Source organism: Fodinibacter luteus, from assembly GCF_039541575.1.
Lineage (GTDB): Bacteria > Actinomycetota > Actinomycetes > Actinomycetales > Dermatophilaceae > Fodinibacter > Fodinibacter luteus.
This window is the reverse complement of record NZ_BAABGM010000026.1, coordinates 26027-40119: the sequence shown is the minus strand read 5'-3', so window position 1 is coordinate 40119 and position 14093 is coordinate 26027. Positions and strand designations below refer to the sequence as shown.

Annotated in this window: 10 protein-coding genes; 9 read left to right on the top strand and 1 reads right to left on the bottom strand. The window is 73.6% G+C overall.

Annotation, left to right across the window (positions count from 1 at the left end):
- The first annotated feature begins 105 nt into the window (after positions 1-105).
- Complete coding sequence (locus tag ABD899_RS17915; protein WP_345208576.1) at positions 106-2187, top strand: acyltransferase family protein; 2082 nt, start codon at positions 106-108, stop codon at positions 2185-2187.
- Here the strand turns inward: ABD899_RS17915 and glfT1 are convergent.
- Positions 2177-3070, bottom strand: a complete 894-nt coding sequence (gene glfT1 / locus ABD899_RS17910; protein ID WP_345208574.1) for a galactofuranosyltransferase GlfT1 — start codon at positions 3068-3070, stop codon at positions 2177-2179. The two genes, ABD899_RS17915 and glfT1, sit on opposite strands and share 11 nt — an antisense overlap.
- A gap of 169 nt (positions 3071-3239) precedes the next feature.
- Here glfT1 and ABD899_RS17905 point away from each other — a divergent pair, with 169 nt between their 5' ends.
- The 8 genes from ABD899_RS17905 (at position 3240) to ABD899_RS17870 (ending at position 14060) form a co-directional block, all read left to right on the top strand.
- Positions 3240-4229 (top strand): glycosyltransferase, encoded by a 990-nt coding sequence (locus ABD899_RS17905; RefSeq protein ID WP_345208572.1) that lies wholly within the window; start codon positions 3240-3242, stop codon positions 4227-4229.
- Positions 4229-5410 (top strand): UDP-galactopyranose mutase, encoded by a 1182-nt coding sequence (glf, locus tag ABD899_RS17900; protein WP_345208570.1) that lies wholly within the window; start codon positions 4229-4231, stop codon positions 5408-5410. Before ABD899_RS17905 ends, glf begins: the two co-directional genes overlap by 1 nt.
- Positions 5407-7407 (top strand): glycosyltransferase, encoded by a 2001-nt coding sequence (locus tag ABD899_RS17895; protein WP_345208568.1) that lies wholly within the window; start codon positions 5407-5409, stop codon positions 7405-7407. Before glf ends, ABD899_RS17895 begins: the two co-directional genes overlap by 4 nt.
- Positions 7404-8273, top strand: coding sequence for an ABC transporter permease (locus ABD899_RS17890; protein WP_345208566.1), 870 nt, complete (start codon positions 7404-7406; stop codon positions 8271-8273). The genes ABD899_RS17895 and ABD899_RS17890 overlap by 4 nt, the downstream gene beginning before the upstream one ends.
- A 5-nt stretch (positions 8274-8278) precedes the next feature.
- Positions 8279-9013, top strand: a complete 735-nt coding sequence (locus tag ABD899_RS17885) for an ABC transporter ATP-binding protein (protein WP_345208565.1) — start codon at positions 8279-8281, stop codon at positions 9011-9013.
- Positions 9010-10962 carry a DUF6541 family protein gene (locus ABD899_RS17880; protein WP_345208563.1) on the top strand — a complete coding sequence of 651 codons (1953 nt, stop codon included), beginning with the start codon at positions 9010-9012 and terminating at the stop codon, positions 10960-10962. The genes ABD899_RS17885 and ABD899_RS17880 overlap by 4 nt, the downstream gene beginning before the upstream one ends.
- Before the next feature lie 225 nt (positions 10963-11187).
- Positions 11188-13092 (top strand): ABC transporter ATP-binding protein, encoded by a 1905-nt coding sequence (locus ABD899_RS17875; protein ID WP_345208561.1) that lies wholly within the window; start codon positions 11188-11190, stop codon positions 13090-13092.
- Complete coding sequence (locus ABD899_RS17870) at positions 13089-14060, top strand: NUDIX hydrolase (protein WP_345208559.1); 972 nt, start codon at positions 13089-13091, stop codon at positions 14058-14060. The genes ABD899_RS17875 and ABD899_RS17870 overlap by 4 nt, the downstream gene beginning before the upstream one ends.
- The last annotated feature ends 33 nt before the right edge of the window (positions 14061-14093 follow it).

The window sequence follows — 14093 nt, the reverse complement described above, 5'->3', positions numbered from 1 at the left end:
CACCGGCCTCCCGACGGCGTCATGGGTGGCGGGTCGACCTGGATGCTCACCCTGGGGTCATGTGATGGTGGGGTTCCGGCCACCTCCGTGCCCTGTACTGCTCCGGTGCGTGAGCCGCCCACTGCCCGACGCGGTGACGTCGAGGGCCTGAGGGCCGTCGCCGTCCTGCTCGTCGTGACCTACCACGTGTGGCTCGGCCGGGTCTCGGGTGGGGTCGACGTGTTCCTCCTGGTGTCGGCCTTCTTCCTGACCGGGGGACTCGTGCGACGCCTGGATGCCGGGGAGCGGGTCAGTGTGGCGCGCCACTGGCTGAGGGTGTTCCACCGCCTCGTGCCGACGGCGGGCGTGGTCGTGGCTGCTACGGTCCTTGCCGGGGTGGTGCTGCTGCCGGCGGTCCGGTGGCGAGGGCTGCTCGTCGACGCGGTGGGGTCGATGACCTACACCGAGAACTGGGTTCTGGCGCTTCGGGCGGTCGACTACTACGCCGCTGACAAGGGGTCGGCGAGCCCGCTTCAGCACATGTGGTCGCTGTCGCTGCAAGGTCAGGCGTTCCTCCTGTGGCCGGTGCTCCTCGTGGCGCTCGCGGCGCTGGCCCGGCGCACCGGGTGGCTGACGGTGCGGGGGCTCGCCGGGCTGGGCCTGGGTGCCGTGGCGCTGACCTCGTTCGCGTGGGCGGTGCACAGCACCGCCACCCGGCAGGCCTTCGCCTACTTCGACGGGGCCGCGCGAGTCTGGGAGCTCGCGCTCGGCGGGCTGCTGGCCCTGGTGGTCCACCGGGTGCAGGTGCCAGCGGCCGTGGCCGTCCCACTCGGATGGCTCGGGGCAGCCGGACTGGTGTCGTGCGGGCTCCTGCTCGACGTCACCGGCACCTTCCCGGGATGGGCCGCCCTGTGGCCACTGCTCAGTGCCTCGGCCATCATTCTCGCGGGAACGGCGCCCGGGCGATGGGGCGTCGGCCGGGTGCTGGCCACGAGCCCGTTGGTGACCCTGGGTGGCATCTCCTACGCGCTCTACCTCGTGCACTGGCCCGTGCTCGTGCTGTGGCTGGCCACGTCGGGTCGGGAACGCGCGGGGATGCTCGACGGAGCGGTGGTCGTCGTCGCGTCGCTGGCTCTCGCGTGGCTGCTGTCTCGAGCGGTCGAGCGGCCGGTGCGGGCGCTGCCCTGGCTGCGGGACGCGCCGTGGCGCTCGGCAGGACTCGTCCTCGGGACGGCCGCGGCCGTCGCGACGGTGTCCGTCGCCGGCATCGTGCGGCTCGACGGGCAGGCCCGCCGCGGTGCCGAGCTCTCGGCCGGAGCCGAGGTGCCGGGCTACCCCGGGGCGCGGGCGGTCCACGAGGGCCTGCAGGTCGCGGCCGTGGCCCCCGAGGATCGGTTGCCGGCCGTCACGGCCCTGCGTCGTGAGTGGGCGTCGCTGCCAGGGCCGTGCCGAGGAGACTGGTCCGACGCCCGGCTCGGCTCCGCCTGCACCCAGCTCGAGCCCGCTGGCACGCCCACCGCGTCGGTCGTCGTCGTCGGTGACTCCCACGCCGAGCAGTGGCTCGCGGCCGTGCGGCCCATCGCGGAGGAACACGGCTGGCGGGTCGTCGCCCTGCTCGAGGGCGGCTGTTCGTTCGGGGCCGCGTCCACGAGGACCGGGGGCTGCGCGGACTTCAACCTCGCCGCAACGGCCTACCTGCGTCAGCGCCCCGTCGACCTCGTCGTCACGGTGTCCACCGCCGCCCACCCCACGACGACGGGCGAGCGGTTGGTACCGGGCTACGCCGAGGTGGTCCGGGAGCTGACCATGCACGGCGTCCCCGTCGTGGGCCTGCGCGACAACCCGCGGTTCACGTATGCGGTGGCCGCCTGTGTGCTCGAGAACGGCGATCGGGACTGTTCGCCACGGGTCGCGCAGAAGCTCGCCCCGTCCAGCCCTGCGGACGCCCTGGTGGGGGTGGACGGCTTCACCTCGATCGACCTGACCGACCTCATCTGTCCCGAGGGCGTGTGCGTGCCGTCGGTCGGGAACGTGTGGGTCTACCTCGACGACAACCACCTGACGCGATCGTTCGGCGCGACCTTGTCGTCGGCGCTCAGCGATCGGCTCATGGCAGCCGGGGCGTGGCCGGAACCCGATCCGGGACCGCCGGTCGTCGCCGGGCACCTCGGCGTTGCAGGTGGGCCCGGCGGCCAGGTCAGGCGGTGAACCGTTCCCGGCGGCCCTCGGCGGTGCGGCTCTGCCAGTGGAGCCAGCCGGCGACGTCGCGTTGCTGGGCGAGGAAGTACCACGCGTACCGGGCCTCGTCCGGCCAGCGGCGCCACCGCATCCCCGGTTGTCCTGTGAGGTAGCCCTGGTTCCGGTACGCCGTGGCCGCGCGGGCGCGGTCGACCGGCGCGTAGACCGGCACCCTGCCGGCGAGGATCGGCACGAAGTCGGCCGCTCCGGACGGGTGCCGGTACGACGCGAGGACGCAGGTGCCGAACCTCAGCCCGCTGCGCACCATCCGCCGGTGCACCTCCACCTCGTCGCCCCGGACGAACAGCCGAGGGTCCGGGACCCCCACGGTGTCCAGGGCCCGGGCCGAGAACAGGGCGCCGTTGAAGAGCTGAGCGACTCCCGGCACGAAGCGCCGCCCACCGAGGTCGGCCCGGGTCCGGGCCCAGGTGAGACCGCGCCGGAGGGGGAAGGCGAGGCGCTGCGGGTCCGCGAGGTCGAGGACGAGCGGTGACACCTCGTCGAGCGCCTTGTCCTCGGCGCAGCGCAGCAGCGTGACGAGGGTGCGGTCGCTGCCCGGCAGCCCGTCGTCGTCGGCGAGCCAGACCCAGTCCGCGCCCATGGCGCGGGCCGTGAGGATGCCGTACGCGAACCCCCCAGCGCCCCCCAGGTTGGTGCTCGAGGGCAGGTAGGTGTGGGGGATCGGGGTCGAGCGCAGGAGCGCGCGGGTGCGGTCGTCGGGCCCGTTGTCGACGAGGACGAGGTGGTCGGGCCGCCGCGACTGCCCGGCGAGGGCGGCGAGGCAGCGGGCGAGGGTCTCGGGGCGGTCGCGGGTGACGACGACGCACACGACACGAGACGAGGAAGGGGTCACGCCGACGACGTTACGGTCGCCGGCGGGCGGGTCGGCATCCCACGGGTGAACGGGCGGGAGCCGACCGGTGGCGGGCCGGGTGGCGCGTCGTGGGGGCCTCACCAGGGCGTCACGTGAGGGACGCGGCGCGTTCACCACCAGGTCGTGCCGTGTCCCTAGCGTCCTCGACGTGAGCACCCGCTTCTCCCTCCTGCTCCCCGTGTACCGGGGCGACGACCCGGGTCACCTCGAGACCGCCTTCCGCAGCACCGTCGACGAGCAGCTACGGCGCCCGGACGAGGTGGTCGTGGTCCAGGACGGGCACGTCGGCCCGGACCTCGCCTCGGCGCTGGAACGCCTCGAGTCCGGCTCACCGGTGCCGGTGCGCCGACTTCGCCTGTCGCACAACGTGGGCCTCGCGCAGGCGCTCCAGTGCGGGCTCGCCGCCTGCTCGCACGACGTCATCGCCCGGATGGACGCCGACGACATCAGCCTGCCCCACCGGTTCCTCGTCCAGCTGCCCGAGATCGAGGCCGGTGCGGACCTCGTGGGAGCGGCCGTCCTCGAGTTCGAGGGGGACGGGCGTCAGCACGCCGGGGTGCTGCGCGTGCCCCCCACCGGGGCCGACGAGATCTCCGCGACCGCCCGCTGGCGCAACCCGTTCAACCACCCGACGGTCGTCTACCGGCGTGCCGCGGTGCTCTCCGCGGGGGGCTACCGCGAGCTGCCGTTCATGGAGGACTACTGGGTGTTCACCCGGATGATCGCGAACGGCGCCCGGGTCGTGAACCTCTCCGACCCCCTCGTGCGCTACCGGACCGACGCCGGCGCCTACGAGCGCAAGGGCGGTCTGCGGCAGCTGCGGTCGGAGGTGCGACTCCAGCGCAGGCTGCACGCCGAGGGGTTCACCACGGTGGGTCAGGGCCTGCGCAACGTCACGGTGCGCGGTGGCTACCGGCTCGTGCCGTCGGCGCTGCGCCGCCGGGCGTACCGCCGCACGTTCACCGTGAGCGTCCCCGTCGACGCCACGGTGAACGTCCCGGTCGCGCCACCGTGGCACCGGCACCCGTCGGCGGGACGGGCTGGTCCGCCCGTGACGCCAGCCGCCCAGGTCGCGCCGACGGACCACGTGGCGCCGTCGGCGCCGGTGACCCGCTCGGTCGACCGGGAGGAGGCGTGATGCGGGCCGACCTCGTCGTCGTCGGGTCCGGGCTCTTCGGGCTCACCGTCGCCGAGCGCGCCGCCGCGCGCGGCCTCGACGTCGTCGTGCTCGACCGGCGCGACCACATCGGCGGCAACGCCTGGAGCGAGGTCGAGCCGACGACCGGCATCGAGGTGCACCGCTACGGCGCCCATCTGTTCCACACGAGCAACGAGCGGGTGTGGGGGTACGTCAACCGGTTCACCGCGTTCACCGACTACGTCCACCGGGTCTGGACGGTGCACCGCGGCGAGGTCTACCCGATGCCCATCAACCTCGGCACGGTCAACCAGTTCTTCCGCTCGGCCATGGGTCCCGGCGAGGCGCGCGCGCTCGTCGCCGCCCACGCCGCCGAGCTCACCGGGGACCCGGCGAACCTGGAGCAGAAGGCCATCTCGCTCATCGGCCGGCCGCTCTACGAGGCGTTCGTGCGGGGGTACACCGCCAAGCAGTGGCAGACCGACCCGACCGAGCTGCCGGCCGAGGTGATCACCCGGCTCCCGGTGCGCTACACCTACGACAACCGCTACTTCAGCGACCGGTGGGAGGGCCTGCCGGTCGACGGGTACGCGGCCTGGCTGACCCGGATGGCCGACCACCCGCGGATCACGGTGCGGCTCGGGACCGACTTCCTCGACGACGGGCACGAGCTGTCGCGCGGCGCCGTCGTGGGGCAGGCGCCCGTGGTCTACACCGGGCCGGTCGACCGCTACTTCGACGAGGCGCACGGGGCGCTCGGCTGGCGCACCCTCGACTTCGAGCAGGAGGTCCTCGACGTGGGGGACCACCAGGGCACGGCGGTGCTCAACCTTGCCGACGAGGACGTGCCCCACACCCGGGTGCTCGAGTTCCGCCACTTCCACCCCGAGCGCGACTACCCGAGCGACCGCACCGTCGTGGTCCGCGAGCGCAGTCGCTTCGCCGACGCGGGTGACGAGCCGTACTACCCGGTGAACGCGCCGGCCGACCGCACGCGGCTCGGGGCGTACCGCGAGCTCGCCCGGCTCGAAGGGGGCCTCGGGGTGGCCTTCGGGGGCCGTCTCGGCACGTACCAGTACCTCGACATGCACATGGCGATCGCGTCGGCGCTGACCTTCGTCGACAACGACCTCGACGGCCTCCTCGCCGCGGGCCACCCGAGCGGCGTGGGCGCCCGATGACGGCCCTCGACGAGCGCCCGGCGCTCGGCCCGGCGGAGGGCGCCGGAGGAGACCTCACCGCGCTCGAGGTCGTCGCCCGCGTCGTGCTCCCGGTCGCGAAGGACCCGGACGTCCTGCCCCTCTACGTCGACGGGGCGCATGTCCCCGAGCCGCGGGTCGACGATGACCTCCCGACCCTGACCCTGCCGTCGGACCAGCACCCCGACCAGGTCCTCGGCCGCTCGTCCTACCGGCTGGACGCCGGTGGCCGCTCGTCCTTCGCCACCTACGTCAACGCCTTCCCTGCGTCGTACTGGCGACGGTTCACCCCCGTGCGGGAGGTGACCCTGCGGGTGCGCACGAGCGGCCCGGGCACCCTCGTCGTCTACCGGTCGTCCGCGCGCGGCGCCTCGGCCCGGGTCACGAGTTGCCGGCTCGACGACGCCACGAGCCACGAGGTGGTGCTGCCGCTCACGACCTTCGTCGACGGGGGGTGGTACTGGTTCGACCTCGTCGCCGGGGCCGAGGCCCTCGTCCTCGAGGCGGCGCAGTGGTGTGTCCCCGCACGCCCGGATGCCGGTGGCGGCACGGCGCGCGGTGTGACGGTCGGGGTCACCACCTTCAACCGGCCGGCATCCTGCTCGTCGCTCCTTGCGCAGCTCGGCAGCGCCCCCGAGCTCGACGACGTGCTCGACGAGGTCGTCGTCGTCGACCAGGGCACCCAGCTCGTCACCGACGACCCCGGGTTCGCCGCGGCCAGGTCAGCCCTGGGCGACCGGATGCGGGTCCTGCGCCAGCCCAACCTCGGCGGGTCCGGCGGGTTCTCGCGGGCCATGCTCGAGGCCCTCGACGGTGGTCGCTCCGACCACGTCCTGCTCCTCGACGACGACGTCGTGGCCGAGCCGGAGGGCATCGCCCGTGCGGTGGCCTTCGCCCGGCACACGACGCGGCCGACCGTCGTGGGCGGGCACATGTTCTCGATGCACGAGCGATCGGTGCTGCACGCGTTCTCCGAGGTCGTGCGGCCCTGGCAGTTCCGGTGGGCGCCGGCGACCCCGTCGGTGCACGACCACGACCTCGGCCGGTGGAACCTGCGCTCGACGCCGTGGATGCACCGGCGCATCCACGCGGACTACACCGGGTGGTGGATGTGCCTGATCCCCACCGCGGTGCTGCGCGACGTCGGGCTGTCGATGCCGTTCTTCATCAAGTGGGACGACGCCGAGTTCGGCCTGCGCGCCGCGGCGGCCGGCCACCCCACGGTCTCGCTGCCCGGCGCCCCCGTGTGGCACGTGCCGTGGACGGACAAGGACGACAGCGTCGACTGGCAGGCGTACTTCCACGCCCGCAACCGCCTCGTCGCCGCCCTCGTGCACTCCCGCTTCGAGCGTGGTGGTCGCCTCGTGCCGGAGAGCCTGGCGATCTCGGTCAAGCACGTCCTCGCGATGCAGTACTCCGCCGCCGCACTGCGGGTGCGGGCCGTCGACGACGTTCTCGCCGGTCCGGACGACCTGCACCCCTCGCTCGCGAACCGGCTCGGGGAGCTGCGTGCGCTTCGTGCCCAGCACGGCGACGCGCACGTGCGCGCCGACGTCGGCGACTTCGCGCCCGTCCGCCCCGGTCGGCCCCGCAGGAGGGAACCGCACGCCGAGCGGCCGGTGAGCCGGATCGCGACGCTGCGTGCCACGGCATCCGGCGTCGTGCACCAGCTGCTGCCGGTCCCTGCCGGCTGCGCGGACGGCCCCGAGCGGGAGGTGGCGTCGGTGGACGCGGGCTGGTGGACCCTCTCGCGCCTCGACTCGGCCCTCGTCGCGACCGCTGACGGGGGTGGGCTGGCGTGGCTGCGTCGCGACCGGACCGTGGCCGCTCGGGCCCTGGCGGATGCCGTGCGCGCCCACCGCGAGCTGCTGCGCCGCTGGCCCGAGCTGTCGGCCGCGTACCGGGACGCCGCCCCCGCCCTCGTGGGGGAGGACGCGTGGCGCCGCACCCTCGGGCTCGGCGGGGACCGCTCGGCGTGACGACGACGGACATCGACGACGGGCTCGTCGTCCAGGGCACGGGTGGTGGCCTGCGGGAGGTGGTCGACCGTCGGCACCTGCTCGCCATGCTCGTGCGCAAGGAGCTGCGCGTGCGCTACCGCGCGTCGGTGCTCGGGCTGGGCTGGTCCTACGTCAAGCCGGCCGTGCAGTTCGCCGTCTACTTCGTCGGGCTGGGTCTCGTCCTGCGGCAGACCGCGATCGGCGACTACGCGGTCTACCTGTTCGGCGGCCTCGTCGTCGTCACGACGTTCTCGGAGGCGGTGGGCAACGCCACCCGCTCGGTCGTCGCCAACGGCGAGCTGGTGCGCAAGATCTTCCTCCCGCGTGAGCTCTTCCCCGTCGCGAGCGGGTGCGTCGCCGCGGTGCACCTCGTGCCGCAGCTCGTCGTGCTCGTCGTCGGGACGCTGGTCGCGGGGTGGCGGCCGGATGCCGTGGGCCTCCTCGCGCTCGCCGCCGGCCTCCTTCTCGTCGGGGTGCTCGCGCTCGGTCTCGGGCTGCTGCTCTCGGCGCTCGACGTGCTGTACCGCGACGTGGAGAACGTCGTCGACCTCGTCCTGACCGTGCTCGTGTGGACGAGCCCGGTGCTCTACCCGTGGCAGCTCGTCGCCGACCTCCTCGGCGCGGACTCGTGGCTGTTCACGGCCTACCAGCTCAACCCGCTCACCGTCGCGGTCGAGCTCGTCCACCGGGGCACGTGGGCCACGGCGTCACCGGGCAACCTCGCACGGACGGCCCCGGACCTCGCGGCGCGGACGGTCTTCGCCTTCGCGGTCGCGGCCCTGCTCGTCCTCGTCGGCCAGCGCGTGTTCCGGCGGATGTCCGGCCGCTTCGCGCAGGAGCTCTGAGCCAGGTGGCCGACCGCTGCACAGCCGTCTCCCTGGAGAACGCCTCGAAGCACTTCCGGCTGCGCCACACCCACTCCCTCAAGGAGTCGGTCGTGTGGGCCGTGCAGGGCCGGGCCCGGCACGAGGACTTCGCCGCGCTGTCCCCGCTCGACCTCGAGATCCGGCAGGGAGAGTCGGTCGCGCTCCTCGGGCGCAACGGCTCGGGCAAGTCGACGCTGCTCAAGCTCGTCGCGGGCGTCATGGCCCCCGACACCGGCCGGGTGCGCGTGCGCGGCCGGCTGGCGGGCCTGCTCGAGGTGGGTGCCGGCTTCCACCCCGACCTCACCGGGCGGGAGAACGTCCACCTCAACGCCTCCATCCTCGGCATGCGCCCGGCGCAGGTCGCCGAGCGCTTCGACGAGATCGTCGACTTCGCGGACATCGGCCCCTTCCTGGACACCCAGGTGCGCTTCTACTCCTCGGGCATGTTCCTGCGGCTCGCCTTCGCCGTGGCCGTGCACACCGAGCCGGACGTCTTCCTCGTCGACGAGATCCTCGCCGTCGGAGACGAGGCCTTCCGCGACAAGTGCCTGCGCCGCGTCGAGCAGCTGTCGGCCGAGGGGCGCACCCTCGTCGTCGTGAGCCACGACCTGCCCCTCATGGAGCGGTTGTGCAGCCGCGGCGTCGTGCTCCAGGGGGGTCGGGTGGTCGCCGACGCACCGGTGACGGAGGCCGTGGCCCACCTCCGGGTCACCCTGTGACCTGGGCCGATGCGGCGCCCCCTTTGGGTGCCGCCCTCGTCGTGCTGCTCGTGCCCGGCGGGCTGGTCGTCGCCGCGGCGGGGGTGCGCGGCCTGCTCAGGGTGGCCCTGGCGCCGGTCCTGTCCGTCGCGGCCGCCGCCGGGGCCGCGGTCGGCGCCTCGACCCTCGGGATGCCGTTCGGCCCCGTGCCGCTCGCGGCGGCCACCCTGACGGCGGCGGCCGTGGTTCTCGGCGGGCGCCTGCTCGGCCGGCACCTCGCGGCATCCCCGCGCGTCCCGCCCCCCGCCATGGGTCACGGTGCCGCGGAACACGGTGCGGTGGAACACGGTGCGGTGGAGCACGGTGCCGTGGTCGCTGGTCTCGCCGGCGCGGCGGTGGGCGCCGTCGCGCTGGCCGTCGGGGTCGCCGGGGGCATGGGCGCGCCCGACCGGTGGCCGCAGACCTTCGACGCGGTCTTCCACCTCGCGGCCGTCGACCACGTCCTGCGCACCGGCGACGGGTCCGCGCTGACCCTCGGGGTGCTCGTCGCCCCGGAGCGCAGCCACGGGTTCTACCCGGCGGCGTGGCACGACCTGGTCGCCCTCGTCGTGTCGATGACGGGGACGCCGGTCCCCGTGGCCGCCAACGCCGTCGCCCTCGTCACGGTCGCGGTCGCCTGGCCGCTGGGCTGCGTCGGCCTGGCCCGGGTCGCCGCCGGCCCGCGCCCGGTCGTGGTGGCGGGTGCCGGGGTGCTGGCGGCGGGGGTGGCCGCGTCCCCGGTGCTGCTCACGGCCTACGGCACGCTCTGGCCCAACGCCCTCGCGACGGCACTGCTGCCGGCGGTGCTCGCGCTCGTCGCCGACCTCGGCGGGCTCGGCCCGCAGCGGTCGGCCCCGGTGGTCGGGGGCACCCTGCTCCTCGCGGGGGCGGTGGCGGGTCTGGCACTGGCCCATCCGAATGCCGTGGTGTCGCTGCTCGTGCTCACCACACCGGCGCTCGTGGTCGGCACCTGGTGGCGCGGCCCGCGCTGGCGGCTGATGACGCTCGCGGCCTCGGCGAGCATCGTCTGGCTCGTCCTGCTGTCGGCGGTGTTCGACGCGCAGCGCGACACCTCGTGGCCGGCCCGCCAGCGGCTGCCGCAGGCGGTGGGGGAGTGGCTGGCGCTCGCCCCGCAGCGGGTACCGGTGCCGCTGGTCGTCGCCGCCCTGGCGCTGCTCGGGTGCGTCGTCGCCTGGCGACGAGCGGGCCTGCGCTGGCTGCTCGCCGTGCACGTCACCGCCGGGGCCCTCTTCGTGCTCGTCGCCGGCAGCGACGGCAGGCTCTCACGCCTGGTGAGCGGGGCATGGTGGGACGACCCTTTCCGTCTCGCGGCGCTCGCCGGCGTGGCCGGGGTGCCGCTCGCCGCAGTGGGTCTCGAGGCGCTCGCACGGCGGGTGGCCACGGTCGTGCGCTGGCCGGGCCGCTCGGCGCACGTCGGTGCGGCCGCGACGGCCCTGCTCGTGGTGACCGTGGTCGCGACCGGAGGGCTGTCCACCGCCGACACCACCCGGGTGGTGCACTGGTGGTACGCCCCCGACGCCATGCTCGGCCCATCGGAGCGAGGGCTCGTCGAGAGCCTGCCGAGGCTCGTGCCGGAGGGGGAGCGGGTCGTCGGCAGCCCGTGGGACGGTGCGGCCCTCACCGGGGCGCTCGGCGGACGCGAGCCCGTCTTTCCCCACCTCGTCGGCGACTGGGGCGCCGACCGCACCCTGCTGGCCACCTCGCTGTCGGCGGTGGCGAGGACCCCGGCGGTGTGCGCGGCGCTGGGTCGCCTTCGGGTGACGCACGTGCTCGTCGGGCCCGGTTCGTTCTGGGCGGACGACCCCAGGCGTGCGCGCTACCGCGGCCTCGCGGTCGCGGGTCACGACGGCTTCACCGAGGTGGCGCGGGGGGGTTCGGCCTCGCTCTGGCGCGTCAGCGCATGCGACTGACGGTCAGGAGGCGTCAGTGCGGCTCGCCCTGCGGTGCAGTGACCCGTGGCGTCACGATCCAGCAGGTGGTGGGAGCCCTCAGCATCCCCGGGGTCGCCCGCGGCCAGCTTAGCGACCCACGACGCGCGGGGGCGCGCGTGGCCGAACGGACGAGCCGCTGATGGCCGAACGGCTGCTGATTGCCGCAGGAATGTCCGTCGACCGGCCTGCTGAGTAGGTTCTCGCATGGATGGTCGGGCCGGTGCCTGGTGCGGGTGGCGCCCTGACCGTGTGACGGCTGGGTGGGGAGGCTACGTGCTGCGAACGTGTTGGAGATTCCGGCGGGCCACGTCTCCGCACCTCCGTGCGCTGGTCGCCGGCTCGGCGCTCGTCGCGCTCGTCGCAGCGATGCAGGTCGCCCTTCCGTGGCCGCTGAAGGTGATCGTGGACGACGTCCTCAAACGGCCGGCGGTCCTCGAGGGTGACTCACTGCTGGCCCGCCTCGGACTGACGACCCTGGACCGCCCGACGCTGCTGGCTGCGTGCCTGGCTGCACTGGTCGCGTTCACCCTGCTCAATGCCGCGGCGGCCTACTGGGGCAGTCGGTTCCTGGGCGGTGTCGGCGAGCGGGTGACGGCCGCCATCAGGGCTGAGGTCTTCACCCACCTGCAGCGCCTGTCGCTGTCCTTTCATGACCGGCAGCGACTCGGTGACCTGCTGACCCGCACCACGACGGACGTGGACTACGTCCAGGGCCTGCTCGTGTCCGTGCTGTCGGTGCTGGTTCCCAACGCCCTTGTCCTCGGGTTCATCACGACGATCTGCTTCGTCGTGGATCCGGCGTTCGCCTTCATCGCCTTGGCCGTTGCGCCCCTGCTCTTCGCCACCGTCGTCTTCTACCGGCGTCGGATCAAGGCGGCCTCTCGGGCCGCGCGGTCCATGGACAGCGACATCGCCTCCACGGTGAGCGAGACGTTCTCCTCGGTTCGGGTCATGCAGAGCTACAACACGGAGAGCCGTCACGAGGCGGGGTTCCGCCATCGGAACCTCGCTCGCATGGATGCCGGCCTTCGAGTCGTCCGGCTCCAGTCCGCGCTCTCGCCGCTGGTCGACGTGATCATCGCCGGGGGCACCGTGCTGGTGCTGTGGGTCGGCGCGCAGCGCGTGCTCGCCGGAACCATGAGCCTGGGGCTGATGCTGGTGTTCCTGGCCTACCTCAAGGCCCTGTACGACCCGATGAAGGCCCTGGCCAAGCTGACCACCATCATCAGCCGGGGGCAGGCCAGCGCCGAACGGCTCAGCGAGATCCTCGACACGGCGCCCTTGGTCGTGGATCGTCCGTCGGCTCGCCCGGCGCCGGCGCTCACCGGCGCCGTCGAGCTCCGGGGTGTCGGCTTCGGCTACTCCCCGGACAGCACCGTGCTCAGCGGTATCGACCTGTACGCCGCACCCGGAGAGATGGTGGCCATCACCGGACCGACCGGCGCCGGGAAGTCCTCCATCATCAGCCTGATCCCCCGCCTCTACGACGTCACCCAGGGCGCCGTCCTGCTCGACGGCGTGGATGTCCGGGACCTGCAGCTCGCCACCGTTCGCAGTCAGGTCTCTCTCGTGCTGCAGGATGCCGTCCTCTTCGGCGGCACCATCTTCGACAACATCGCGTACGGGGCGGACGGTGCGACCCGTCAACAGGTCATCGCTGCCGCCCGCGCCGCCCACGTCGACGAGTTCGTGCGCGCTCTCCCCCTGGGCTACGACACCCCTGTGGCCGAGCGCGGCGTGAGCCTGTCCGGTGGCCAGCGACAGCGGATCGCGATCGCGCGCGCACTCGTGCGAGACACCCCGATCGTCATCCTCGACGAACCCACCTCGGGCCTGGACGCCATCTCCGAGCAGTACGTCATGCGCGGCCTGGACCGGCTCATGGCCGGGCGCACGGTCTTCGTCATCGCGCACCGGCTGGCCACGCTGCGCCGTGCCGACAGGATCTACGTCGTCGACCACGGCCGCATCGTCGAGTCCGGGCGCCATGCGGACCTCATCCGTGCTGGTGGGCTCTACAGCCGCCTCGACTACCTCCAGCACGTCACCCCGAACGAAGCCCGCTCCTCGCTGAGGGTGCTTCCCACCGGCAGGGAGGCCAGCGCATGATTGCCTCGTTCCCCAGGGTCAGCGCCGGCGTGCTGCCGTGGCGGCTCGGGTGCGACGACAACCCCGAGGTGCTGCTCGTGCACCGTCGCAAGCAACAGGACTGGGCCATCGCCAAGGGCAACACGCAGCCTGGCGAGTCGGCTCGCGCCTGCGCCGTGCGGGAGCTGCGCGAGGAGACCGGGATCAGCTGCCAGTTGAGCTGGGCACTGCCCAGCCTGCACTACCTGACCCGTTCCGGCGAAGCCAAGACCGCGCACTTCTGGGCTGCGACGCCGACGTCGCACACCTTCCGGTCCGACAGTGAGGTCGACGCGGTTCGGTGGTTGGGCCTGGCCGAAGCCGCCCTCACCCTCACCAAGCCTCGCGAACGGGCCGTCCCCCTCGCCCTCGCCGCGAGGTTGCACAGCGAGCTCGGGGTGCCTTCCGGCCCCCGGCTCCGGCCGGTCCTGCTCGTTCGAGGGGCCTCGGCGACCCCGCGGGAACGATGGGCGCACCACGACGCCACGCGGCCCCTGACCGCCGAGGGCGAACGCGTCGCTCGGTCCCTGGCTGGCCTAGCCTCCCTGTTCGAGGTCGACCGGGTGCTCTCCGCCCCCTCGCGGCGCTGCGTGGACGCCGTCGTTCCCCTCGCCGAGCGACAGTCCCTCTCCGTCGAGGTCTCGCCGCGCCTGACCGACGACAGCCCCCTGGAGGCTCTCGACGTCATCGAACGGGCTCGCGGCACGGGCAGCGTCGTGTGCACCCACGAAGACGTCATCAGCGCCGTGCTGCGACACCTCATGGATCGCGACCGCATCAGGCTCCACCCGGGGGTCGGCAGCCGACGCGGGTCGGTGTGGGTGCTCACCGGCGACGAGCACCGCTACACGGCAGCTCACTACCTGCCCATGCCCGAGAGCGTGGCCGCAGTGGCCCGACAGGCCACCACGTCGGTCCGCCCCACAAGGTCATCCTGGGGCGCAGCCTGACCGCCGGCCTCGCCGGCCTTGACCTGTGGGAGC